General features: G+C 72.6%; 23 protein-coding genes and 1 pseudogene. 13 read left to right on the top strand and 11 right to left on the bottom strand.

Translation table 11 applies throughout. The features are described 5' to 3' along the window. Nucleotides 1-73: 73 nt before the first annotated feature. The 3 genes from ABT122_RS29800 to ABT122_RS29790 are packed head-to-tail and all read right to left on the bottom strand — an operon-like array spanning nt 74 to nt 3,911. Nucleotides 74-1,225 (bottom strand): serine hydrolase domain-containing protein, encoded by a 1,152-nt coding sequence (locus ABT122_RS29800; RefSeq protein WP_351558617.1) that lies wholly within the window; start codon nt 1,223-1,225, stop codon nt 74-76. 27 nt (nt 1,226-1,252) lie between these two features. Continuing rightward, nucleotides 1,253-2,458, bottom strand: a complete 1,206-nt coding sequence (locus ABT122_RS29795) for a serine hydrolase domain-containing protein (RefSeq protein WP_351558615.1) — start codon at nt 2,456-2,458, stop codon at nt 1,253-1,255. A gap of 34 nt (nt 2,459-2,492) precedes the next feature. Beyond that, complete coding sequence (locus ABT122_RS29790; protein WP_351558613.1) at nt 2,493-3,911, bottom strand: serine hydrolase domain-containing protein; 1,419 nt, start codon at nt 3,909-3,911, stop codon at nt 2,493-2,495. Nucleotides 3,912-4,235: 324 nt separating this feature from the next. Between ABT122_RS29790 and ABT122_RS29785 the strand changes: the two genes are divergently transcribed. Then, nucleotides 4,236-6,044 carry a bifunctional metallophosphatase/5'-nucleotidase gene (locus ABT122_RS29785; RefSeq protein ID WP_351558612.1) on the top strand — a complete coding sequence of 603 codons (1,809 nt, stop codon included), beginning with the start codon at nt 4,236-4,238 and terminating at the stop codon, nt 6,042-6,044. A gap of 180 nt (nt 6,045-6,224) precedes the next feature. Here ABT122_RS29785 and ABT122_RS29780 read toward each other — a convergent pair whose 3' ends face one another. From ABT122_RS29780 to ABT122_RS29765, 4 genes are all read right to left on the bottom strand, one after another. Then, nucleotides 6,225-7,907, bottom strand: a complete 1,683-nt coding sequence (locus tag ABT122_RS29780) for a flavin-containing monooxygenase (protein ID WP_351558610.1) — start codon at nt 7,905-7,907, stop codon at nt 6,225-6,227. A gap of 322 nt (nt 7,908-8,229) precedes the next feature. Beyond that, nucleotides 8,230-9,636 carry a sensor histidine kinase gene (locus ABT122_RS29775; protein ID WP_351558608.1) on the bottom strand — a complete coding sequence of 469 codons (1,407 nt, stop codon included), beginning with the start codon at nt 9,634-9,636 and terminating at the stop codon, nt 8,230-8,232. After that, a complete protein-coding gene (locus ABT122_RS29770; RefSeq protein WP_351558606.1) occupies nt 9,633-10,367 on the bottom strand; it encodes a response regulator transcription factor in 735 nt (244 codons plus the stop codon). Before ABT122_RS29770 ends, ABT122_RS29775 begins: the two co-directional genes overlap by 4 nt. Before the next feature lie 29 nt (nt 10,368-10,396). Beyond that, nucleotides 10,397-11,365 carry a S1C family serine protease gene (locus tag ABT122_RS29765; RefSeq protein ID WP_351558605.1) on the bottom strand — a complete coding sequence of 323 codons (969 nt, stop codon included), beginning with the start codon at nt 11,363-11,365 and terminating at the stop codon, nt 10,397-10,399. A 376-nt stretch (nt 11,366-11,741) separates the two neighbouring features. Here ABT122_RS29765 and ABT122_RS29760 point away from each other — a divergent pair, with 376 nt between their 5' ends. Next, the gene (locus ABT122_RS29760; RefSeq protein ID WP_351558621.1) at nt 11,742-12,350 is read left to right on the top strand and encodes a GNAT family N-acetyltransferase; all 609 of its coding nucleotides are present in this window, start codon (nt 11,742-11,744) and stop codon (nt 12,348-12,350) included. A gap of 228 nt (nt 12,351-12,578) precedes the next feature. Here the strand turns inward: ABT122_RS29760 and ABT122_RS29755 are convergent, their stop codons facing one another. Continuing rightward, on the bottom strand, nt 12,579-13,601 hold the full coding sequence (locus ABT122_RS29755) for a LacI family DNA-binding transcriptional regulator (protein ID WP_351558603.1): 1,023 nt from the start codon (nt 13,599-13,601) through the stop codon (nt 12,579-12,581). A 24-nt stretch (nt 13,602-13,625) separates the two neighbouring features. After that, entirely contained in the window at nt 13,626-14,393 is a 768-nt protein-coding gene (locus tag ABT122_RS29750) for a response regulator transcription factor (RefSeq protein WP_351558601.1), read from the bottom strand. A 214-nt stretch (nt 14,394-14,607) separates the two neighbouring features. Between ABT122_RS29750 and ABT122_RS29745 the strand changes: the two genes are divergently transcribed. The 4 genes from ABT122_RS29745 (at nt 14,608) to ABT122_RS29730 (ending at nt 18,028) form a co-directional block, all read left to right on the top strand. Continuing rightward, nucleotides 14,608-15,522 (top strand): alpha/beta hydrolase family protein, encoded by a 915-nt coding sequence (locus ABT122_RS29745; RefSeq protein ID WP_351558599.1) that lies wholly within the window; start codon nt 14,608-14,610, stop codon nt 15,520-15,522. 25 nt (nt 15,523-15,547) lie between these two features. After that, nucleotides 15,548-15,802, top strand: coding sequence for a MoaD/ThiS family protein (locus tag ABT122_RS29740; protein WP_351558597.1), 255 nt, complete (start codon nt 15,548-15,550; stop codon nt 15,800-15,802). Nucleotides 15,803-15,812: 10 nt separating this feature from the next. Then, on the top strand, nt 15,813-17,126 hold the full coding sequence (locus tag ABT122_RS29735; RefSeq protein ID WP_351558595.1) for a hypothetical protein: 1,314 nt from the start codon (nt 15,813-15,815) through the stop codon (nt 17,124-17,126). Between the two features lie 152 nt (nt 17,127-17,278). Continuing rightward, a complete protein-coding gene (locus ABT122_RS29730) occupies nt 17,279-18,028 on the top strand; it encodes an LmeA family phospholipid-binding protein (RefSeq protein ID WP_351558593.1) in 750 nt (249 codons plus the stop codon). Here ABT122_RS29730 and ABT122_RS29725 read toward each other — a convergent pair. Then, nucleotides 18,025-18,672, bottom strand: a complete 648-nt coding sequence (locus ABT122_RS29725) for a TetR/AcrR family transcriptional regulator (RefSeq protein ID WP_351558591.1) — start codon at nt 18,670-18,672, stop codon at nt 18,025-18,027. The genes ABT122_RS29730 and ABT122_RS29725 overlap by 4 nt on opposite strands. 239 nt (nt 18,673-18,911) lie before the next feature. Here ABT122_RS29725 and ABT122_RS29720 point away from each other — a divergent pair, with 239 nt between their 5' ends. The 4 genes and pseudogenes from ABT122_RS29720 to ABT122_RS29705 all read left to right on the top strand — a co-directional run. Then, entirely contained in the window at nt 18,912-18,995 is an 84-nt protein-coding gene (locus ABT122_RS29720; RefSeq protein ID WP_350807544.1) for a putative leader peptide, read from the top strand. A gap of 138 nt (nt 18,996-19,133) precedes the next feature. Beyond that, a complete protein-coding gene (locus ABT122_RS29715; protein WP_351558589.1) occupies nt 19,134-19,973 on the top strand; it encodes a sulfurtransferase in 840 nt (279 codons plus the stop codon). A 45-nt stretch (nt 19,974-20,018) separates the two neighbouring features. Then, nucleotides 20,019-20,306 (top strand): DUF1416 domain-containing protein, encoded by a 288-nt coding sequence (locus tag ABT122_RS29710; protein ID WP_054232391.1) that lies wholly within the window; start codon nt 20,019-20,021, stop codon nt 20,304-20,306. 147 nt (nt 20,307-20,453) lie between these two features. After that, nucleotides 20,454-20,705: pseudogene (locus tag ABT122_RS29705) on the top strand (DUF3099 domain-containing protein); the annotation flags it as partial. Nucleotides 20,706-20,868: 163 nt separating this feature from the next. Here the strand turns inward: ABT122_RS29705 and ABT122_RS29700 are convergent. After that, nucleotides 20,869-21,231: a DsrE family protein gene (locus ABT122_RS29700; protein WP_351558587.1), complete on the bottom strand. Its 363-nt coding sequence runs from the start codon at nt 21,229-21,231 to the stop codon at nt 20,869-20,871. A gap of 468 nt (nt 21,232-21,699) precedes the next feature. Here ABT122_RS29700 and ABT122_RS29695 point away from each other — a divergent pair, with 468 nt between their 5' ends. The 3 genes from ABT122_RS29695 (at nt 21,700) to ygfZ (ending at nt 23,799) form a co-directional block, all read left to right on the top strand. Continuing rightward, on the top strand, nt 21,700-22,272 hold the full coding sequence (locus ABT122_RS29695) for a heme-binding beta-barrel domain-containing protein (RefSeq protein WP_351558585.1): 573 nt from the start codon (nt 21,700-21,702) through the stop codon (nt 22,270-22,272). Between the two features lie 66 nt (nt 22,273-22,338). Further along, nucleotides 22,339-22,815 (top strand): Fur family transcriptional regulator, encoded by a 477-nt coding sequence (locus tag ABT122_RS29690; protein WP_351558583.1) that lies wholly within the window; start codon nt 22,339-22,341, stop codon nt 22,813-22,815. Between the two features lie 18 nt (nt 22,816-22,833). Then, the gene (ygfZ, locus tag ABT122_RS29685) at nt 22,834-23,799 is read left to right on the top strand and encodes a CAF17-like 4Fe-4S cluster assembly/insertion protein YgfZ (RefSeq protein WP_351558619.1); all 966 of its coding nucleotides are present in this window, start codon (nt 22,834-22,836) and stop codon (nt 23,797-23,799) included. The last annotated feature ends 156 nt before the right edge of the window (nt 23,800-23,955 follow it).

The raw sequence follows: 23,955 nt of genomic DNA, 5'->3' as shown, positions 1-23,955 counted from the left end.
TGATCGCGGAGGCCCATCGGCTGGGGCTGCGGATCATTGTCGACATCGTGCCCAACCACACCTCCGCCCCCGCTCACGTACCGCAGAACTCCGCGCCCACCGGGTCGGCGCCGCCCCCGCCCCAGTCCCCGTTCACCTGGAAGGCGAACGCGTGCCGCCCGTCCTCCGTGGTGAGCGCGGAGGACCTGGAGCCCACGATTCCGCCGCCGTGCCCCCACACCGTCGTCCCGCAGGAGAGGGTGGCCGTCTCGATGCCCAGGCCGTACCCGGAGACCGTGGTCCTCATCGCCTCCAGCTGACGCTCCGGCAGCACCTTCCCGCGCATCAGGGCGCTGAAGAACCGGTTGAGGTCCCCGGCGGAGGAGATCATGTCTCCGGAGGCCCACGCCATGGACGCGTTCAGCTCCGTCACATCGTGGACCCGGGTCGCGCCCGGGTCGAAGGAGAGCTTCGAGTACGCCCGGCCGCTCGGCTGGGGCAGCCGCGTCCGGTTCCCCGGGGAGCTGGTGGCCGTCAGCCCCAGCGGCTCGATGATCCGCTTCCGCACCTCCCGCTCGTACGGGTTCCCGGTCACCTTCTCCAGGACCATCCCGGCCACGATGTAGTTGGTGTTGGAGTACCGGTGCCGGTCGCCCGGTTCGAAGAGCGCGGGCCGGGCCATGGCGATCCGTACGAGCTGCCGGGGTGTCATCGGGCTCCAGCGGTTCCCGAGGAACCCCGGGGCGAGCAGCCGGTCGCGCTGGAAGCCCGGGTCGTCGGTGTAGGAGGCGACCCCGCTGGTGTGGTTGAGCAGCTGCCGCACGGTCACCCTGCGGCCGTCGTGGCCGTTGCCGCGCAGCAGGCCCGGCAGATGCCGGTCCACGGTGTCGTCGAGGTCGAGTCTCCCCTCGGCCTCCAGCTGGAGCAGCACGGTGGCCACGAAGGTCTTGGTGATGCTGCCGATCCGGAAGCGGTCGTTCTTGCCGCGCGGCGCGCCCGTCTCGCGGTCGCCGGCGCCCGCTGCGCCCTTCCAGACCCCGCCGGCGTCCCTCACCTGCCCGGTGACCCCCGGCACACCGCCCGCCACCAGGGCGTCGAACGCCCGCTGGGTGGCCCGGTGGTCGGTGCGGCGGTCCTCGCCGCGGTCCGGGTGGTGGGCCCGGGCGGGCGCGGCGAGCGCGGTGGCGGCCACCGCCGCCGCGGCCAGCGCCACCACCCCCGTACGGGCCCGCTGTCTTCCTGTCATCCGTCTCTCCTCGTGTGCGGCCGGGGCTCAGAACCTCGCCCGGGCCCCGGCCCTGGTGGTGCCGCAGAACTCCGCCTCGGCGATGTCGACGGGCATCGCCCAGTCGCCGTTCTGGTTGTACGCCAGCGCGTGCCGGCCGTCCTCGGTGGTGACCGCGTCGGAGAGCGAGCCCACGATGCCCCCGCCGTGGCCCCACAGCACGGTGCCGCAACTGGTCCGCTGCGAGTAGATCCCCAGCCCGTAGCGGATGTCCGTACCCATGTCCGGGGCGGCCACGGTGGTCTTCATCGCCTTGAGCTGACGCTTCGGCAGGACATCGCCGCGCATCAGGGCGCTGAAGAAGCGGGTGAGGTCCCCGGTGGAGGAGATGATGTCACCGTCGGCCCAGCCCTGGGAGCCGTTCATCTCGGTGACGTCATGGGTCCTCGACGCGTCCGGGAGATAGAGCGAGGAGTACGCGCGCCCGCTCGGCCGGGGCATGAAGGGGCTGTTGCCGGGCTGGCTGGTGGACCTCAGCCCCAGCGGCTTGATGATCCGTTCGCGGACCTCGTGCTCGTAGGTGTTCCCGGTGACCTTCTCGATGATCAGTCCGGCCAGCACATAGCCCGTGTTGGAGTACGCGTGCCGGCTGCCGGGCGCGAACTCGGGCGGATGGCCCAGCGCCACCCGGACGTGGAACTCCGGCGCCAGGGTGTCGTACCGGTGCTTCAGGAAGCCGTCCCCGATGAGATAGGTGTGCGCGTACTCGGGGTCGTTGAGGTAGTCGAAGAGCCCGCTGGTGTGGTTGAGCAGCTGCCGTACGGTGATCCTGCCGCCGTCGTTGCCGTTGCCGGTGACCAGGCCGGGCAGATGCCGCTCCACGGTGTCGTCGAGGTCGAGCCGTCCCTCGGCCTCCAGCTGGAGCAGCACGGTGGCCACGAAGGTCTTGGTGATGCTGGCGATCCGGAAGCGGTCGTTCTTGCCGCGCGGCGCGCCCGTCTCGCGGTTGCCGACACCGGCGGCGCCCTTCCAGACCCGGCCGTCCTTCCGGACCTGGGCGAGCGCTCCGGGGATGCCCGCCGCGACGACGGTGTCCAGCGCCCGCTGGGTGGCCCGGTGTCCCGTGCCGTGATCCTTGCCGGTGCCGGTGCTCTGGGTGGCGGCGGCCCCGGCCGGTGCGCCGAACGCCGTGACGGCGAGTGCCGCCGCCGCGAGCCCCACCACGCCCGTGCGCGCCCACTGCCGTGCTGTCATGCCCCGCTCCTCACTCCGCTGTTCGCCCGGCCGGTCATCGGGTGGGCCGACCGGACCCGAAGACCTTGACCGGGCCCTTGACCGGACCCTTGACCGGACCCTGGTCCGCGCCCGCGCCCGCGCCCGCGTCCGTGCGCTTGCCGGCGGCGGCGGGCGCGGTGCCGCAGTACTCCGCCTCCACCAGCTCCTGCATCCCCGCCGCCGACCAGTCGCCGTTGAGGTTGTACGCCAGCGCGTGCCGGCCGTCCTCGGTGGTCAGCGCGTACGAGAGGGAGCCGATCCAGCCGCCGCTGTGGCCGAACAGCTCGGTGCCGCAGCCGGTCCTCACCCGGGTGAGCCCCAGGCCGTAGTCCTCACCCCGCGCCACCGACTGCGCGCTGGGGGTCTTCATCGCCGTGAGCTGCTTTCCCGGGAGCAGCTTCCCGCGCATGAGGGCGCTGTGGAAGCGGTTCAGATCGGCGGCGCTGGAGATCATGTCGCCGTCGGCCCAGGACTGGGAGGCGTTCTGGAGGGTGGCGTCGTGGATCGTGGTGGCGGCGGGGTCGAAGGAGAGCTTCGAGTACGCCCGGCTGCTCGGGCGCGGCATCGACGAGTCGTTGCCGGGGACCGTGGTCGACCGCAGGCCCAGCGGCTTGATGATCCGCTCGCGGACCTGGTTCTCGTAGGTGTCCCCGGTGACCTTCTCCATGACCAGGGCGGCCAGCACGTAGTTGGTGTTGGAGTACGCGTAGTCGCTGCCGGGCGCGAAGACGGGCGGGTGGCTCATGGCGACGGCTATGGCGGCCTGCGGCGAGCGGTAGTCGTAGCGGTGCTTGAGGAAGCCCTCGGCGAGCATGTACTTCCGGGCGTACCCCTCGTCCCCGTAGAAGTCGAAGACACCGCTGGTGTGGCTGAGCAGCTGCCGTACGGTGATCCGGGTGCCGTCGTGGCCGTTGCCGGTGACCAGGCCGGGCAGATGCCGGTCCACGGTGTCGTCGAGGTCGAGTCTCCCCTCGGCCTCCAGCTGGAGCAGCACGGTGGCCACGAAGGTCTTGGTGATGCTGGCGATCCGGAAGCGGTCGTTCTTGCCGCGCGGCGCGCCCGTCTCGCGGTTGCCGACACCGGCGGTGCCCTTCCAGACGCCGTGCCGGTCGCGCACCTGCCCGGTGACGCCGGGGATGCCGCCCGCGACGATCGCGTCCATCGCCCGCTGGGTGGCGCGGTGCCGCCGCTCCGGCGCGGCGGCGGCGGTGCCGTCCGTACGGTCCGCCGTGGCGGCGCGGTCCGTACGGTCCGGCCCCCGGGTGTCCGCCTGGGCGGGAGCGGCGAAGGCGGTGACGGCGAGTGCCGCCGCCACGATGCCCACCGCCCCGGTCCGTGCCCCGGTCCTTGCCCCGGCTCTTGCCCCGGCCCTTGCTCTGCGCCGCGCTGCCGCTGTCGTCGCCGCTGTCGTCGCCATGCTCTGGGCTGCCATGCTCCGGCTCCTCACTCGTCCCCCTGTCGGTGTGGGGTGTGCGCTGCCGGGCCCGGGCGGTTCAGGGTCGTGACCTGTGACGGTGCGACCGTGAGCGCCGCCGCGAGCCGGCATCGCCTGAAGTGACCCGCCGAGGGGGGCGCTGGTTGATCGGCACACCCCCGAATGGCCGAAGACCGACCTTGGCCGAAAAGGCGCTTTTGCGGGGAAGTGACAAGTGAAGGCAACCAGGTCGTGACCTCATCCCCCTGTCGCGCTACGCGCGTTGACCTTAGGCTGCGGCTCGCAGACCTCATATCCGCCGCCCAATCACCTAGGGGAGCGATGTCAGCCAGACCGCACAGGACGAGCAGCTCGAACATCCACCGCCGCATACTCGCCTCGGTCGCCGGACTGGCCACGGTCGGCGCCCTTGTCGCCGCCGTGCCCGCCGGCTCCCCCGAGGAGCGGGAGCGCGGCCACGGCCACGGCCGGACGGTGGATGTGCAGCTGCTCTCCTTCAACGACCTGCACGGCAACCTCCAGCCGCCCTCCGGCTCGGGCGGCCGGGTCACCCACACCAACCCCGACGGCACCACCAGGACCATCGACGCGGGCGGGGCCGAGTACCTCGCCACCCATCTGCGCGAGGCCCGCAAGGGCAACCGCTACTCGGTGACGGCGGCGGCGGGCGATCTGATCGGCGCCACCCCGATGCTCTCCGGGCTCTTCCACGACGAGCCCACCGTCGAGGCGCTGAACAGGCTCGACCTGGACGTCTCCTCCGTCGGCAACCACGAGTTCGACGACGGCGCCACGGAGCTGGGCCGCATCCAGAACGGCGGCTGTCACCCCACCGCCGGCTGCCACGAGCCGGGGAAGAGGTTCAAGGGCGCGGACTTCCCCTATCTCACCTCCAACGTGACCCATGAGAAGTCGGGCCGGCCGCTGCTGGACCCGTACTTCATCTGGGAGAGGAACGGCGTCAAGGTCGGCTTCGTCGGAGTGACCCTGGAGGGCACCCCGGACATCGTCAACGCCAACGGCATCAAGGGCCTGAAGTTCGGCGACGAGATCGAGGCCATCAACAAGTACACCAAGGTCCTGGAGCGCAAGGGCGTCAAGGCGATCGTCGCGCTGCTGCACGAGGGCGGCTACCCCGCCTCCACCTCGTACAACTACGACTGCGACAGCTCCGGCGCGGGCGACGGCATCTCGGGCCCGATCGTGGAGATCGCCAAGAAGGTCAGCCCCCAGGTCGACGCGCTGGTGACCGGCCACACCCACGAGGCGTACGCGTGCACCATCCCGGACCCGTCCGGCAAGCCGCGCACGGTCACCTCGGCGGCCTCGGCCGGGCGGCTGTACACCGACACCACGCTCACCTACGACCGCAGGACGCGCGATGTGGTCCGCACCTCGGTCGAGTCGGCCAACCACGTCGTCACCCGCGATGTCCCCAAGGCGCAGGACATGACCCGGCTGATCGACCGCTGGAACACCCTGGCGGGCCCGATCGCCAACCGTCCCGTCGGCCACATCACCGCCGACATCGAGACCTCCGCGACCGAGGAGAGCCCGCTCGGCAACCTGATCGCCGACGCCCAGCTCGCGGCGCTCGCACCCGCCGACAAGGGCGGGGCGGAGCTCGCCCTCATGAACTCCAAGGGCATCCGCGCGGGCCTGACGCACAAGGCGTCCGCCGGTGAGGGCGACGGTGTGGTGACCTACGGCGAGGCGTTCACCGTCCAGCCCTTCACCAACATGATGAATGTGGTGGACCTGACCGGCGCCCAGTTGATCACCGCGCTCCAGCAGCAGGTCAGCGCCGCCAACCTGGAGGTCCCGAAGATCCTCCAGAGCTCGAAGGGCCTCACCTACACCCTCGACTGGACCAAGTCCGGCGCCGACCGGGTCGTGGCCTCATCGGTGCGGCTGAACGGCACGGCGATCGACCCGGCGCGGACCTACCGGGTGGCGATGAACGAGTTCCTCTCGGCCGGCGGTGACGGCTTCGCCGTGCTGAAGGAGCACCGCAACAAGGTCGTCGGAGCCTCCGACCTCGATGTGCTGATCGGCCACCTCCAGGCGAACTCCAGCGCGTCCGCGCCGCTGGCCCCGCCGGCGGTCGGCCGGATCACCGTCGTGAAGTAGCACCGGGCGGCGGTACGGGGGTGGGGCGGCGGGTCCTGGTGGACCGGCCGCCCCACGGACGTACCGGCATCGGGGGCGCGGAGGAATCGGTCCGTGCCCACGGTCCCGGGGCCGCCCGCCGGAGCGCTCCCGCCCCCGCCCCCGGCTGCCGGCGCCCCGCTGCCGGCTCCCGGCCATCGGCTATCGGCTCCCCGAGAGGACGAACCCCCGGTAGCCGTCGCGCGCCACGGCGTCGCACTCCGCGCGGTAGCGGTCCAGCCCGCCCGTGTACGCCAGGAACACCCGGGCCTTCCCCGGCACGTTCGCCCCCAGATACCAGGAGTCGGCGGCCGGGTAGAGCGTCCCGGCGGCCAGCTCCGCGACATGGGCGCCCCAGCTCTCCTCGGCCTCCGGGGCGGCGTCGATCTCCGCGATGCCGCGCTCCCGCAGATGGACGACGCAGTCGGTGATCCACTCCACGTGCTGCTCGATGGAGACCACCATGTTGGTCAGCACCGAGGGGCTCAGCGGCCCGGTCACCGTGAAGAGGTTCGGGAAGCCGGCCGACACGAGCCCCAGAAGGCTGCGCGGCCCGTCCGCCCACTTCTCCCGCAGCGTCACCCCGTCCCGGCCCACGATCTCCACGGCGGTCAGGGCGCCGGTCAGCGAGTCGAAGCCGGTGGCGTGGACGATGGTGTCGACGAGGTACTCGCGCTCCGACGTCCGTACGCCCTTCGGGGTGATCGCCTCGATCGGCGTGGCGCGCAGATCCACCAGCGACACCCGGGGGTCGTTGAAGGCGGCGTAGTACCCGCTGTCCAGACACGGGCGCTTGGTCGCGAAGGGGTAGTCGCGCGGGGTGAGGGCCTCGGCGGTCGCCGGGTCGTCGACGATCGAAGCGATCTTGGCGCGGATGAACGCGGCGGCGGTCTCGTTGGCGGCGGCGTCGACGAGGATGTCGGTGTACGAGCGGAGCATCGCGCTGAGCACACCCGCCTCCCAGGCTCTCTCGTACGCCGCCGTGCGCTCCTCCTCGCCCACCTCCAGCGCCGACCGCGTCGGCATCTCGCAGACACTGCCCCCCTTGGAGCGCCGCTGGGCCGCCCGGAACTCCGGGTACCGCGCCTTCTGCTCCGCGATCTCCTCCCCGTCCAGCGGGCGGTTCCAGGCGGGCATCGAGTACGCCGGGGTGCGCTGGAAGACGGTCACCTCGGCGGCCCGCCCGGCGAGCACCGGGACGAGCTGGACGCCGGAGGAGCCGGTGCCGATCACCGCGACCCGCCGGCCCGTGAGGTCGACCTCCTCGTGCGGCCAGCGGGAGGTGTGGTGGACGGTCCCGGTGAAGTCCCCGGCGCCGGGGATGTCCGGTTCCCTGGGCGCGGAGTTGCACCCCGATGCCATCACGACGAACGGGGCGGTGACCGTCTCCCCGGTGTCGGTGGTCACCCGCCAGACCCGCCGCTCCCCGTCCCACGCGGCCCGGGTGACCCGGGTGCGCAGGGTGATGTCCCTCCGCAGGCCGAACCGGTCGGCGACATGCCGGAGATAGCGCAGGATCTCCGGCTGGCCCGCGTACTTCTCGCTCCACACCCACTCCTGGTCCAGCTCCGGCGAGAAGGAGTACGAGTAGGAGAGGGACTCGATGTCGCAGCGGGCGCCCGGATAGCGGTTCCAGTACCAGGTGCCGCCGACGTCGTCACCGGCCTCGAAGAGGCGGACCCGCAGGCCCCGCTCGCGCAGCAGATGGAGCTGGTAGAGGCCGGAGAACCCGGCGCCCACGACGATCGCGTCGGTGTATGCGTCGGCGTCGGCGTCTGCGTCGGTACGGGCTCGGGGGCCGGGGTCGGGCCGGTCGGTCGCCTCGGGGGGTGGAGCGCTGGCCATGGGGTCTCCTGATGGGGGGAGGGGCCGCCCGATCCGTGGCGGGGTGCGCTGCCGGGCGGCGCGGCGGGCGCCCCGGGGGCCTGGGGCCCTTGAGGTTCATGGGTCCCCCGGGTCGCCCGGGACTCGCTCGCCGACGATGCTCCGCCGGTCCTGCCCGCACCGCGAGGGCCCGGGCCGAAGTAGGCGGAGAATCCCGGGGAGTTGGCGCGAACCCGGCCGTGCCCGCCGGCCGTGACCGCCGTTCGAGCCCGGCCGGGGGGGACGGCCGGGCCGCCCGGCTCGGGGACGGCGCCTCCGGGACCTCCGCCCCCGGACCTCCGGCTCAGGGATGGGCGGGCGGCGGGATCGCCGCGCCCGGGAGCCGGATCACCGCCCGCGTACCGCCGCCCGGGGCGGGCTCCAGCCGGATGTCGCCGCCCGACTGCTGGACCGTGCGCGCCACGATCGACAGACCGAGCCCCGACCCGGGCAGCGACCGCGCCGACGGCGAGCGCCAGAACCGCTCGAAGACATGCGGCAGCTCGTCCGCCGGAATGCCCGGCCCGTGGTCCCGCACGCTCAGCGTCCCGCCCTGGAGCCGCACCTCGACCGTGCCGCCCGGGGGCGAGAACTTCACCGCGTTGTCCAGCACATTCACCAGCGCCCGCTCCAGCGCCGCCGGTTCGGCCCGGACGTACCAGGACTCCATCGACGTCGCGAACGTCAGCTCCGGTCCGCGCAGCCGCGCCCGGCCCAGAGCGGTGCCCACGATCTCGTGCAGCGCGACCACCGTCACCGGACCGCCCCGTACCGCGTCGGGCCTGGACAGCTCCTGGAGATCGCCGATCAGCGCCGCCAACTCCGCCATCTGCGCCTTCACGGACGCCATCAGCGCCTGCCGGTCCGCCGCCGGGATCGCCCGGCCGGTCCGCTCACTGCGCGCCAGCAGCTCGATATTGGTCCGCAGCGAGGTCAGCGGGGTGCGCAGCTCATGGCCCGCGTCCGCGATCAGCCGCGCCTGCCGGTCCCGCGAGGACGCCAGCGCCGCCGTCATGGAGTTGAAGGAGCGCGAGAGCCGGGCGATCTCGTCCTCGCCGTCGGCGGGGATGCGCACGGTCAGATCCTCCGTGCGCGCCACATGCTCCACGGCGGCGGTCAGCCGGTCCACCGGCCGCAGCCCGGTCCGGGCGACCAGCAGCCCCGCCGCGCCCGCGCCGACGACCCCGACCCCGGCGAGCCCGGTCAGCAGCAGCGCCAGCCGGTTCAGGGACGTACTGATCTCGTCCAGCGGCCGGGAGACGGAGACGGCGACACTGAGACCGTTCCCGATCTCCGTCAGCGTGGTGTGCACCCGCACCGGCGAGCCGTCGTCCGTGACGCTGTCGTGCAGGGTGTCCTTCCGCAGACCGGCCGCGACCGCGACATCCGACGGCTTCACCTTCACCGGCTCGGAGTACGGTCCGACACAGCGCCGGCCGTCGCGCCCCACGAGCTGGGTGTACGCGAAGTTGGGCGATTCGTCCTCGGCGGGGCGCACGTTGTAGCAGTTCTGATAGGCCTGCTCCACCATGTCCGGCGGGGCGCTGGTGTTCCGGAGCGTGGTGTTCAGCTCGTCGTAGAGCTGGGCGCGGGTCAGCAGCCAGGAGACGACGGAGACCGCCGCGACGGCCACCGCGACCGCCGTGGCCACCAGCAGCGCGAGCCGGGATCTCAGCGGGAGCGTACGGAACCGGCCGGCCAGGCCCGTCACGCCTCACCGCCGCCCGAGCGCAGGACGTACCCCACTCCGCGCACGGTGTGGACGAGCCGGGGCTCCCCGGCCGCCTCGGTCTTGCGCCGCAGATACATCACATACACATCCAGCGAATTGGAGCTGGGCTCGAAGTCGAAGCCCCAGACGGCCTTGAGGATCTGCTCACGGGTGAGGACCTGGCGGGGGTGGGCCAGCAGCAGTTCCAGCAGGGTGAACTCGGTGCGGGTCAGCTCCACCGGGCGGCTGCCGCGCAGCACCTCGCGGGTCACCAGATCCATCCGCAGATCCGCGAAGGCCAGCACCTCGTGCCCGTCGTCGCCGGCGGCGCCGGCCGCCGCCGGGGCGTAGGAACTGCGCCGCAGCAGCGCCCGGATGCGGGCGAACAGCTCGTCCAGCTCGAACGGCTTCACCAGGTAGTCGTCGGCCCCGGCGTCCAGGCCGGTGACCCGGTCGCCCACCGTGTCGCGGGCGGTCAGCATCAGGATCGGCACGGTCGAGCCGGTGGACCGGATGCGGCGGGCGGCGGTCAGACCGTCCATCCGGGGCATCTGGATGTCCAGCACGATCAGTTCCGGCTGGTACGCCTCCGCCTTCGCGAGCGCGTCGATCCCGTCGACGGCGACCTCGGTGCCATAGCCCTCGAAGGCCAGGCTCCGCTGGAGCGCCTCCAGGACAGCGGGTTCGTCGTCGACGATGAGGATGCGTTCGCCTTCACGGGAAGTCGTCATGGGATCAGCCTCGCACGCGCCCGGAGCGGTCAGCCGTCACCGTCGCGGAGGTCGCCGAGGACACCCTTGACGGTGTCGACGGGGATGGCGAAGCCCAGCCCCACACTGCCCGCGCCGGCGCCGCCGGAGGCGCTCGGCGAGTACATGGCGGAGTTGATCCCGATGATCTCGCCGCGCATGTTGATCAGCGCACCGCCGGAGTTGCCGGGGTTGAGCGAGGCATCGGTCTGGATGGCCTTGTACGTGGTCCTGGAGTCGCCGGTGTCGCCGTTGAACTCCTGTCCGCCGAACTCGAAGGGCCACCCGGCGTCGGGCCGCTGGCGCTGCTCCGGCTCCTTCGCGACGGTGACATCCCGGTCGAGCGCGGAGACGATGCCGCTGGTCACGGTCCCGGTCAGCCCCTCGGGCGAGCCGATGGCGACGACCTCCTCGCCGACCGTCAGCTTCCCTGAGTCGCCGAGCGCGGCGGGCTTGAGGCCGCTCGCCCCCCGGAGCTTGACCAGGGCGAGGTCCTTGCCCGGGTCGGTGCCGACGACATCGGCGGTGTACGTCCTGCCGGTGCTGAGCCCGACCTGCACGGTGCCGGCGCCCGAGATCACATGGTTGTTGGTGATGATCTCGCCGTCCGCGCTGATGATCACCCCGGAGCCGGTGGACTGCCCCGAGGCGCCCCCCGCCTTGATCTCGACGATGCTCGGCATGACGGCCTGCGCGACCCCGGCGACCGTGCCCGCGCTGGAGCTGGCCACATTGGTCCCGTTGATCCCGCCGCCGCCGGCTCCCGCGCTCTCCCCGCCCCCGGCCCGGTCGACCAGCGCGGAGACCCCGCCCCCGATCGTGGCGGCCACGATCGCGACGGTGAGCAACAGCCCGACGGGCCGCTTCGCCCGCGCCCGGTGCGTCTGCGGGGGCTGGGCGGGCGGGGGCGGGTAGGCCGTGTCGTACGCCTGCGGGTGGGAGGGCTGCTGCTGCGGCTGCTCGCGGTAGTAGTCCGTCATGGGTACGACTGTCCCGGCGGCAGATGAGAGGAGTCTGAGGTGCCCGTAAGAACCGGGCCAGAAGTCTGTAGGCCCCGGATAAGAGGGGGCGGGGGGCTGCGGGGGCTCGTGGTGCGGGTTCGTTCCGCTCGCGGGCCGCGGGACCCCGGTCCGGTCGGTCTCACCCCCGCCGGGCGGCCCGAGCCACGAGACCCGGCCCCGCCGGCGTGTTCGGGGGCCCGCACCCGGACCTCCCGCTCCTCAACCGCCGGAGGGACCGGGTGTCAGGCCGGCCGGCCCCCGGCCCCCGCGCTCAGCAGGGCCCGGCGGCCCCCGCGCCGCAGGCCCCTCCCCGCAATCCGACCCCGCTCCCATGAAGATCATCGCGGGGTGCAGAATGACCCGTATGTCGATGACCAATACACCGAACCCGGCGACGATCGACGACACTTCGCTGATCAGCCGCACCCTGGCCCGTGCTTTTCACGACGACCCGATGATGAGCTGGTTCTTCCCCGACGCCGCCACGCGCGAGGCGCGGATGGACCGCTACTTCGGCACGATCTTCGCCCGGCAGTACGTCGGCCACGGCGCCTGCGAGCGCACCGCGTCCGCCGCGTCGTTCTGGGTGCCGCCGGGTGCGCAGGCCGTTCCCGACGCGGAGACCATAGCGGAGCTGATGGACATCCTGGGCGACCGGGCGTCCCTGTTCCGGCAGGCCGTGGAGGCGGCGGTCGAGCACGCGCCCCAGGAGCCGCACTGGTACCTCGCCGTCGTCGGGGCCGACCCGGCGGCGCGCGGGCAGGGGCACGGGGCGGCCCTCCTGCGCTCCGGGCTCGCCAAGGCCGACGCCGAGGGGATGCCGGTCTATCTGGAGTCCTCCAAGCCGGAGAACCTCCCCTTCTACGAGCACTTCGGCTTCACGGTGCTCGGTGAGGCGGAACTTCCCGGCGGCGGGCCGACCCTCTGGGTGATGCGCCGCGAGCCGCGCCCGGTGGATGCCTGAGCCTCACCGAGGCCCCCCGCTGCGCGCGGGCTCCCCGCGCACCGGACGCCGGCGAGGCTGAACCACCCGGCCCGCCGGGCGTCCGAAGGCGGACCCCGTGGCACAGGACCCCGCGCGCGCCCCGCGCCACAAGCCCCCGCAGCCCCGCGCCACAAGCCCCCGCACCCCCGCACCCCCAGCCCTCGCACCCCCGCGCCGTGCCGGAGGAACCCCCGCCGGCGAGCGGAGCTACCCGCAGCCGCACGACCTCCGGATCACCAGACCCGAAGGGAACTGCCGCACCCGCTCCCGGCGCGAGCCCGCCAGACGGAGGCTCTCGTCCAGGACGAGGTCGACGGCCGCGCGGGCCATCGCGGGGCGGTCGGAGGAGACGGTGGTGAGGGGCGGGTCCGTGAGGTGGGCCTCCTTCACGTCGTCGAAGCCCGCCACCGCCAGCTCCCCCGGCACATCGATCCGCAGCTCCCGCGCCGCCCTCAGCACCCCGATGGCCTGGTCGTCCGTCGAGCAGAAGATCGCCGGCGGGCGCTCCGGGCCCGCCAGCAGCTTCAGGGCGACCTGGTACGCCTCGTACCGGTTGAAGGGCGCCTGGAAGAGCCGCCCCTCCACCGGGCGCCCCGACTCCAGCATCGCCCGCCGCCAGCCCTCGACATGGTCGGTCACCGGGTCGCCGACCGGAGGTGTCGACTCCGGGCCGCCGAGGCAGGCGACATACGCGTTGCCGTGCTCCAGGAGGTGGCGGGTCGCCAGTTGGGCGCCGCCGATGTCGTCCGTCACCACCGCCACGTCGTCGATCGCCTCGGGGCGCTCGTGCAGCAGCACCACCCGCGCGTCCCACGCCTCGATCTCCTGCGCGGCCTGCTCGGTCAGCCCCTGGCTCACCAGGATCAGCCCGGCCACCCGCATCCCGAGGAACGCGCGGAGGTAGTGGACCTCGCGCTCGCGCCGGTAGTCGGAGTTCCCGACGAGCACCATCTTCCCGCGCTCGGCCGCGGCCTGCTCCACCGCGTGCGCCATCTCCGCGAAGAAGGGCTGCCGGGCATCGGGAACGATCATGCCTATGAGGTCGGTCCGCCGCGACGCCATCGCCTGGGCCACCCGGTCCGGGCGGTACCCCAGCTCCTTGATCGCGGCGAGTACGCGCTCGCGCGTGGCCGGTGCGACCGGCCGGGGTCCGTTGTTGATGACATAGCTGACCACGGCGGTCGACGTACCCGCCAGCCGCGCCACATCGTCCCGCGTCACCTTGGCCACGCGCGGCAGTCTACGCGTGGTGACCTACCTCTGGGCAGGCCGTACGGCGGCTTTCTGCTGCTCGGAGGCCTCTTCCGAACGGGCGATCGCGGAGACCGCCTCCGCCGCCTCCCGCTCCGCCTTCTCCGGCACCACGAAGCGGTATCCCACATTTCGTACGGTTCCGATGAGCGACTCGTGCTCCGGGCCGAGCTTGGCGCGCAGCCGCCGCACATGGACGTCCACCGTGCGCGTACCGCCGAAGTAGTCGTACCCCCAGACCTCCTGGAGGAGCTGGGCCCGGGTGAACACCCGCCCCGGGTGCTGCGCCAGATACTTCAGCAGCTCGAACTCCTTGAAGGTCAGATCCAGGACCCGGCCCTTCAGCTTCGCGCTGTAGGTCGCCTCGTCCACCGAGAGATCGCCGTTGCGGATCTCCATGGGGGAGTCGTCCGCGCCGATCTGCCGGCGGCCCATGGCCAGCCGCAGCCGGGCCTCGACCTCCGCGGGGCCCGCGGTGTCCAGGAGGACGTCGTCGACGCCCCAGTCCGCGGTGACGGCCGCGAGACCGCCCTCGGTCACCACCAGGATCAGCGGACAGCCGGGGCCGGTGGACCGCAGCAGCTGGCAGAGCGACCGCACCTGCGGCAGATCGCGGCGGCCGTCGACCAGGATCACATCGGCGCCGGGGGTGTCGACCAGCGCCGGGCCCTCGGCGGGGGCCACCCGCACGCTGTGCAGAAGCAGTCCGAGCGCGGGAAGCACCTCCGCGGACGGCTGGAGGGCGTTGGTCAGCAGCAGCAGAGAGCTCATCGAACTCCACCTGCCTGTGCCCGGGTCGTCGTCGTCTTGAGGTTGTGCACGGTTCGCTCACCCATAACGTCGGTTCCTCCTCGGTCCCTGCGAGGACGTGGTGCTGCGGCCCTGCTTCGTACGGTTGGTTCACCTGTCTGTAACAACAGCCAGGAAACACAAAAGGACCCGGGGGCTGCGTCGCCCGGATCCTCTTCCGAGCAGAATAGCTCACATGCGTTCTGAGCCAGAGGGCCGATTTCACACTGTGGACGCCTCTCCGGTCCCACACGACTCACGGGACAAATCTACCCGTACCACCCTGATCACCTCGGACGGCGTACGGATCGAGGCCCGGTACCACCCCGGCCCCGAGGGCCCGCCCGGCACCGCCGTCGTTGTCGCGCACGGCTTCACCGGCTCCCTGGACCGGCCCGCCCTGCGCCGCGCCGCCGGGGTGTTCGCCCAGCGTGCGGCGGTGGTGACGTTCTCCTTCCGGGGCCACGGCGGCTCATCGGGCCGCTCCACGGTCGGCGACCGCGAGGTGCTCGATCTCGCCGCCGCCGTCGGCTGGGCGCGTGCTCTCGGTCACAGCAGGGTGGTGACGGTCGGTTTCTCGATGGGCGGCTCGGTGGCCCTGCGCCACGCGGCACTCCACGCGCCGGGCCGGTTCACCGGGACCGGAGGAGTTCAGGGGCGCACGGAAGCACGCGCCGGGGTGCGAGCGGCGCACACCGACGCCGTTGTCTCCATCAGTGCCCCCGCCCGCTGGTACTACCGGGGTACGGCCCCGATGCGGCGGGTCCACTGGGTGATCAGCAGCCCCCTGGGCCGGGCCGTGGGGCGGTACGGGCTGCGCACCCGCGTCGACACCCGCGCCTGGGACCCGGTCCCGCTCTCCCCGGCCGGCGCCGTGCCGCTGATCGCCCCCACCCCGCTGCTCGTCGTGCACGGCGAACGCGATCCGTACTTCCCCCTCGACCACCCCCGGATGCTCGCGGCGGCCGGCCCCGCCGAACTCTGGGTGGAGCCGGGGATGGGGCACTCGCCCTACGTCCGCGACGAGGCCCGAAATGCCGCGGGTGACCTGCTGCTCGCCCGTATCGCCCAGTGGCTGGCCGACCGGGAGCCCTCCGCGCATGGCTCATGATGGATGCCGACGAAGGGAGTCGCGCATGCCGGCGGGGACGATCCGCTACTGGGCCGCGGCGAAGGCGGCGGCCGGGACATCGGAGGAGCCGTACCGCGCGGGCACGCTCGCCGAGGCGCTCGCCGCCGTGCGGGAACGCCACCCCGGGGAGCTGACGCGTGTGCTCCTCCGGTGCTCTTTCCTCGTCGACGGCGATCCCGTCGGCACCCGGGACCATGAGACCGTACGGCTTGCCGAGGGCGGCACGGTCGAGGTGCTCCCGCCGTTCGCAGGAGGGTGAACCACACAGCATGAGCAGCGATCAGCAGTATCCGCGGTACCCGCAGGGGCAGCAGCCGTACCAGGGGCCGTACGACGACCCGCACCAGGGCCCGTACCCGGGACCGCAGCACCCGCACCCGCACCAGAGCCCGCACCAGAGCCCGCACCAGAGCCAGTACCAGGGCGGGCAGCAGGGCCAGCACGGACAGCACGGACAGCACGGACAGCACGGCCAGCAGGGGCAGTACGCCCCGCAGGCGTACCCGCAGCCCCCCGTGCCGCAGCAGGACGGCGCCGCGCAGACCTGGGAGGGCGAGACCTGGGACACCGCCTACCAGCCGGCCATACCGCCGGAGCGGTTCGCCCCCGCGCCCCCGCCCCCGCCCGCCGCCGAGGAGACCGCGTACCTCCCCCCGGTCCACGGCCACGGACAGAGCCCCGCCCCCGCCCCGGGCCCCTTCCCGGGCGCTGCCCGCCCGCTGCCCGCCGAGACCCCTCGGCGGCACGAGCCCGCCGGGCCGGCGCCCGCGCCCGGAGCCGCCGGCTACAGCACCCCCACCACCGGGGGGAACACCCGGGTCACCGACGCCCAGCGGGCCCGCGCCGAGGGCCGTTCGCCGATCATCCCGCCGGGCATCGAACCCGCCGCGCTGACCGCCGGACTCGGCCTGCTCCTCGCGGGCGGCGCCGCCCTCGGCACCTACGGTCTGCTCGTCCCGCTCGTGCTGCTCCAGGCCGTCACCGCCGCCGGATGGTTCCGGCTGAACGGCATGTGGCCCGCCCGCCAGGGCATCGCGCTCGCCTTCGCGGGCGGCCTGGCCGCCGACGCCGTGCTGCTCGGGGTCGGCCGGGAGAACGCGCCCGCCGCGATCCTCGGCACCCTCGGCGTGTGGGTGCTGATCGTCCTGGTGCTCCAGCTCCGCAGCGCCGCGGGCTCGGACGAGCGGATGCAGGGGCTGATGGCGACGGTGGCCTCCACCGCGCTCACCATCCTCGCGGCCGGATACCTCGCCGCGGCCGACGACGCCGTGATCGTGGGCGGGATCGCGGTCGCCGGCGCCACCGTGGCGCGCGCGCTGCCGCTGCCCGCCATCGGCTCCGTGGTGTTCTCCCTGCTCGCGGGGGCCGGCGCGGGCCTCGCCGCGGGCGGCATGACCTCCTTCGGCTCGGACGGCTGGCTGCCGGGCCTGGTGGCGGGGGCGCTCGCGCTGGTCGGGCTGCGGGTCGCCAGCTACGACTACCCCTCCCGGTTCGTCCACTTCACGGCGGGCGTGGCCCTGCCGCTGACCGCCGCCGCGCCCGCGGTCTACCTCCTCGGCCGGGCCCTGCTCCCGGGGGCGTGAGCCGCGCCGTCGACCCGCCCGCCACGGGGCTCCCAGGAACCAACGACGCCGCCCGGACGTCGATCAGTAACGGACAGGGCGCCGTCGTCCGGGAGCCCCCGGCCGGCTGAGGGGGGCGCGGGCGAACCGACCAGAGTGGGGTACACCGGGCAATGCGCGCACTGCGAATAACGCTGATCATCGCCGTGGTCCTCGGCGTCCTCTTCACCGCCCTCGACCGGATCGCGGTCAGCTTCGCGGAGTCCGAGGCGGCCGGGAAGATCCGCGACAGCCAGGGACTGCCCTCCACCCCGGAGGTCTCCATCAAGGGCTTCCCGTTCCTGACCCAGGTCATGGACCGGCGTCTCGACGAGGTCGGGATCAGCCTCTCCGGCATCACCGCCAACGCGGGCGGCCGTTCGGTGGAGGTCACCGAGGTCCGCGCCGGACTGACCGGGGTGACCGTCGGCAGCGGGTACGACTCCGCCGTCGCCGGGCGCGCCGAGGGCTCCGCGCGGATCTCGTACGAGGCTCTGGGCAAGGCCGCCCCCGAGGGCGCCACCATCGGCTGGGCGGGTGCCGAGCGGGCGGCGAAGGGCCAGGTCAAGCTGGAGGGCCCGCTGGCCGATGTGGTGAAGGGCGCGGGAGTCCCGGTGCCGGACGCGGTCGCCGGGGCGCTCGGGGGCCGCACCATATCCGCGTACAGCACGGTCGAACTGACCGGCGGGAACACCCTGCGGCTGACGGCCGACGGCCTGCCGGAGCTGCCGGTCCAGGGCTTCGGGAAGGCGCTGCGGCAGGCGGTGGACCTGGAGTTGAAGATCGAGGGGATGCCCGCCGGGATCAGGCTCGACCGTCTGGAGCTGTCCGAGGACGGGCTGAGGATCACCGGCACGGGCAGGGATGTCGCGCTGGCCGGCTAGGGAGTCTCTTCCGGATCGGGCCGGTGGAGGGTGATCAGCCGGGCCAGGTGCGTTCCCGCGAGCAGCAGGGGCCGGGTGCTCCGGGAGACCTGGGCGGCCAGTTCGGCGCCCTCCAGGGTGCTGACGACCGTGGTGGCGAGGTCCGCGGCGGTCTCCTCGGGGAGGCCGGAGGCCCGGAGCCGCTCGGCGACGACCTCCTCCCAGCGGGCGAAGGCCCCGGCGGCGGCCCGCTGGATGTCCGGGAGGCGCCCGGCGGTCCCCAGGGCGGTGGCCGTGACCGGGCAGCCCTCGGTCCACTCGGAGGCGCTCAGCCCGTCGGCGAGGGTCCGGGCGAGGGCGAGCACCGCCTCGGCGGGGTCCGCCCCCTCGCCGAGGACCTCCCGCAGGATGTCGGAGAACTCCTCATCGCCCCGGTGCACGGCGGCGACGGCCAGCTCCTGTTTGCCGCCGGGGAAGAAGTGGTAGACCGAGCCCAGGGTGGCGCCGGCCTCCTGCGAGATCTGCTTGATCCCGGTGCCGTCGTACCCCTGGCGCTGCATCAGGGCGGAGGCCGCCCGGACGATCCGCTCCCGGGTGCCGGGGGTGTCGTCACCGGCCTCCGGTCCGGTTCCCGCTGCGGTCCGCCGGCGTGTCCTGGTCTGCATCCTCCCGAATCTACTGGATGGAACGTCCACTACAGAAGTGGGCGCGGAGCCCCGGCGCCCCTCGGATGGCCGCATGGTGAGACGGGCCTGTCCGATGGGCAGAAAGGGGTCCGGACGAGCCGCCGGCGGGTGCCGCGACGGCGGTCCGCACCCTCTTCCGTGTCATATGGCGGACGATCGTGTCTCAGTATTCGACACGCCGGTGACATAGCGCCCGATCCGTCCCTACGATCGGACGCATGAAGCAGCGACAGGCGGATCTCACGAAGCGGCGGGCAGTCGACCTGTGCCGCGTCGCCGCCATGCTCTGTCGCGCCGTCTGAGCGAGAGCCCCGCTCTCCCTTCCCTGGCCCTTCGACCTCTGATCAGGGCCGTCCCCGTGCGGTACGCCGCTCCTGACGCGTATCCGCGCAGCCTCTCCCGCACCGTCCCGCCGCACACTGCCCCGGAGGAGAAACCGCATGAGCCGCAGCGACGTCCTGGTCGACGCCGACTGGGTCGAGGCCCACCTCGACGATCCGCAGGTCGCCATTGTCGAGGTCGACGAGGACACCTCGGCGTACGAGAAGAACCACATCAGGAACGCGATCCGGATCGACTGGACCAAGGATCTCCAGGACCCGGTCCGCCGCGACTTCATCGACCAGGAGGGCTTCGAGAAGCTCCTCTCCGCCAAGGGCATCGCGAACGACACCACCGTCGTGCTCTACGGCGGCAACAACAACTGGTTCGCCTCCTACGCCTACTGGTACTTCAAGCTCTACGGCCACGAGAGCGTCAAGCTCCTCGACGGCGGGCGCAAGAAGTGGGAGCTCGACTCCCGCGACCTGGTCGACGCCGTGCCGGCCCGCGCCGAGACCCAGTACAAGGCGAAGCCGCAGAACACCGCCATCCGCGCCTTCCGCGACGATGTCGTCAGCGCGATCGGCGCGCAGAACCTGGTCGACGTGCGCTCCCCCGACGAGTTCAGCGGCAAGCTGCTCGCCCCGGCGCACCTCCCGCAGGAGCAGTCGCAGCGCCCCGGCCACGTGCCGAGCGCCCGCAACATCCCGTGGTCCAAGAACGCCAACGACGACGGCACCTTCAAGTCGGACGAGGAGCTGTCGAAGCTCTACACCGACGAGCGGGTCGACCTGGCGAAGGACACCATCGCCTACTGCCGCATCGGTGAGCGCTCGGCCCTGACCTGGTTCGTCCTGCACGAGCTGCTCGGTGTCGAGAACGTCAAGAACTACGACGGCTCCTGGACCGAGTACGGCTCCCTGGTCGGCGTGCCGATCGAGCTCGGCCCCGCCAAGTAACCCCAGCGAAGCAACCCCCGAACCACGGAACCATTGGAGAGCTGTATGTGTGGAGCGAAGGCCGGGGGCCCCGACGCCTCGACGATCAAGCCCGGTGAGACGACGATCCAGGGGCAGGTGACCCGCGACGGCGAGCCCGTCACCGGCTATGTCCGGCTGCTGGACTCGACGGGCGAGTTCACGGCCGAGGTTCCGACCTCGGCGACCGGGCAGTTCCGCTTCTACGCGGCCGAGGGCACCTGGACCGTACGCGCCCTGGTGCCGGGCGGCACCGCGGACCGCACCGTCGTCGCGCAGACGGGCGGCCTGGCGGAAGTGGCGATCGCGGTCTGAGCGCCGGCACCGCGATCGCCGTGTGACCCTCGCGGTCACCCGAACGGCCGAAGGGCCGCACCCCCGGGGGTTGGACGCCACTGGAAGGGGGGTGCGGCCCTTCGGTCGTGCCCGGCCGCGCGCCGCCCGCCGCCGTACTCTGGAGACATGTACGCACGGCGTCGGCGTGCCTATTTCCTGCTGATGGGCGGGTGCCTGGTCCTGTTCGTGTCGGCCTGGTCCCTGGTGCGCCTCTGGTCGGTCCCGGCGGCCATCGCGATGTGTGTGGTCGCCATGGTCATCCCGCCGTTCGCGGCGATCGTCGCCAATCGCCGGGGCCCCGACGACCGCTGGTGGGACGACCCCTCGGGCGACCCCACATCGGACGCCTGGTGGGACGAACTGGACGGGAAGCGCCGGGGCGGCAGCGGCGGCACGGACGGCGACACCGGCACCGACGGCAACACCGGCGACTCCGGTGACACCGGCAGCACTGGCGGCACGGACGACCGCCGGCCGTAGCCGCCGGCCGGTGGTGGCCGGTGGTGGCGGGAAGGCATGGAGGCGCGGGCGGTGCCGCGCGTCAGTAGACGAGAGCCTGGACGCCGTCCGCCATGATCTCGCTGACGAAGACCTGCGCCCCGGCGATGCGCACGCCGTCGAGCACATCCGCCTCGGTGATGTCCCGGCGCGCCGCGCACTGGGTGCACACCGTGATCACCCCGGCCGCCTGGACCGACGCGATCAGATCCGGCAGCGGCGCGGCGTGCGGAAGCTCGAAGCCGGCCGCCCGGCCCGGCAGCGCGAACCACGAGGACTCACCGGTGAGCCAGAGCGACACCTCCACCCCGCTGGCCACGGCGACGGCCGCCACCGTGAAGGCCTGCGAGCAGCGCTCGGGCGCGTCGGCGCCTGCGGTCACTTTGATCACGAGCTTCTTCGCCATGACCGAACTGTAATGCGCGCCCCCGCGCCCCCGGCCGCCGCCGTCCCCTTCCCCCGGACGGCCGTTTCCCCCGGACGGCCGTCCTCCGGAACCGGCCCCCCGGGCCGGCCCGGCCCGGCGCCACACCCTCCGGGGCCGTGCGGCGCCGGACCTCACAGCGATGGCCGGGCCCCCACCCATTAGGCTGGGGCCCGGACTCCGTCTCACCGATTCACCGATCCGCCCGATCACCGAATCGCCCACCGCTGATCCGAGGAGAGCACCCCGTGCTTACGGCATTCTTCGAAGCCCTGCTGGTCCTGGTCTGCATCGGCGTCGCCGCCTTCGCCCTGCTGACCGTGAAGAAGCTGTACCAGGGCCAGCGCTAGCCACGGGCCAGAGCGCGGGACCGCCCCACCACCGCCGAAGGGCCCACCCGGCCGGACGGCGCGCCCCAGCCGACGTACCTACAGATCGCCAGAGCTGCTCATGATCGAGATTCCGTCCGACCTCAATCCGGACCTCGTCCCCCTCGCCTTCCTCCTCGGAACCTGGGAGGGCGCGGGTGTCTCCGACTTCCCCGGCGCCGAGAAGTGCAACTTCGGCCAGTCCGTGACCTTCAGCCACGACGGCCGGGACTTCGTCGAGTACGCCTCGCACAGCTGGGTCCTCGACAGCGAGGGCAACAAGGTCCGGCCGCTGGAGAGCGAGCACGGCTACTGGCGCGTCGACAAGGACCGCAAGGTCGAGGTCGTCATGGTCCGCGACCAGGGCGTCGTGGAGATCTGGTACGGCGAGCTGGCCGACCAGAAGCCGCAGATCGACCTGGTCACCGACGCCGTGGCCCGCACCGCGGCCTCCGGCCCGTACAGCGGCGGCAAGCGGCTCTACGGCTATGTGAAGGGCGACCTGATGTGGGTGGGCGAGAAGTCCACCCCCGAGGTGCCGCTGCGGCCGTACATGTCGGCGCATCTGAAGAAGACCGTCACGCCCGAGCAGGTCGAGTCCTGGGCCAAGGACATCGGTGACCTCCCGGACGACGGCATCGCCTTCTTCAAGTAGACCCCCCGCCGAAGCGGACCGGTCCGGGACAGGGGTTCCGGACCGGCGCCCGCCTACACTGGGGGCGTGGTGAGCACCGACTGGAAGAGTGATCTGCGGCAGCGCGGCTACCGGCTGACCCCTCAGCGCCAGCTTGTCCTGGAAGCCGTCGACACCCTCGACCACGCGACCCCCGACGACATTCTCTGCGAGGTCCGCAGGACCGCCGCCGGGATCAACATCTCCACCGTCTACCGGACGCTGGAGCTGCTGGAGGAGCTGGGGCTCGTCTCCCACGCCCACCTCGGCCACGGCTCCCCGACCTACCACCTCGCGGACCGCCACCACCACCTCCACCTGGTCTGCCGCGACTGCACCGAGGTGACCGAGGTGGACGCCGAGATGGCGGCGGAGTTCACCGGCAAGCTGCGCGACAGCTTCGGCTTCGACACCGACCTCAAACACTTCGCGATCTACGGCCGCTGCGGCGGCTGCACCGCCGACCGGGCCGGTGGCGGGGGCGCCGGGGGCCGCACGGCTGAAGCGTCAACTACCGAGTCGTAGGCTTTCCCCATGGCCACTGTGAAGAGCCCTCTGCTGTCCCTGCCCGGCGCCGTACCCGCCGAGGGAGCCGATGAAGGTGTCGCCGCGCACTACGGCGACCTCTTCCGCGAACAGCGCGCCCTCGCGGACGGCACCGGTCTGGTCGACCTCTCCCACCGCGGTGTCCTCACCGTCACCGGCGACGACCGGCTGAGCTGGCTGCATCTGCTGCTCACCCAGCACATGACCGACCTCCCGGCCGGACAGGCCACGGAGGCGCTGGTGCTCTCCGCGAACGGCCATATCGAGCACGCGCTCTATCTGGTCGACGACGGCACCACGGTCTGGGCGCACGTCGAGCCCGGCACCCAGGAGGCGCTGATCGCCTATCTGGAGTCGATGAAGTTCTTCTACCGGGTCGAGGTCGCCGACCGCACCGGCGACATCGCCGTGGTGCATCTGCCCGCCGGCTCGATCGCCCCGGTCCCGGACGGTGTCGCGGTACGGGAGACCGCGCACGGCCGTGATCTCTTTCTGCCCCGCGCCGACCTGGAGTCCTACACCGCCGCGCAGGGCCCGCCGGCCGGGATTCTGGCGTACGAGGCCCTGCGCGTCGAGGGGCACCGGCCGCGGGCCGGCTTCGAGACCGACCACCGGACCATCCCGCACGAGCTGGGGTGGATCGGCACCGCCGTCCACCTCCAGAAGGGCTGCTACCGGGGGCAGGAGACGGTCGCCCGGGTCCAGAACCTGGGCAGGCCGCCGCGCCGGCTGGTCTTTCTGCACCTCGACGGCAGCGAGGTGCATCTGCCGGGGCCGGGCACCCCGGTCACGCTCGCGTCGGACGGCACGGAGGGGCGGAAGCTGGGTGTCGTCACCACATCGGCCCGCCATCACGAGCTGGGGCCGATCGCGCTGGCCGTGGTGAAGCGGAACGTGCCGGTGGACGCGGAGCTGCTGGCGGGCGGGACGGCCGCGGCACAGGAGACGGTGGTCGAGCCGTAGCGGCCGGGCCCGCCGGCCCTGGCGGCCGGCGGGGACCCCCGCGCTGGATTCGGGGGGGGGGGGGGCGAGTGACCCAACCCCCCCCGGGGGAATGTGCACCCGCCCCGGGGAAATGGCCCCCATAGTTAGAGAGTCAAAAAGGAACAAAAAAAAACA

Origin of the sequence: Streptomyces sp. NPDC001985 (assembly GCF_040296845.1) — a bacterium.
GTDB lineage: Bacteria > Actinomycetota > Actinomycetes > Streptomycetales > Streptomycetaceae > Streptomyces.
This window is presented reverse-complemented; position numbering and strand designations above follow the sequence as displayed.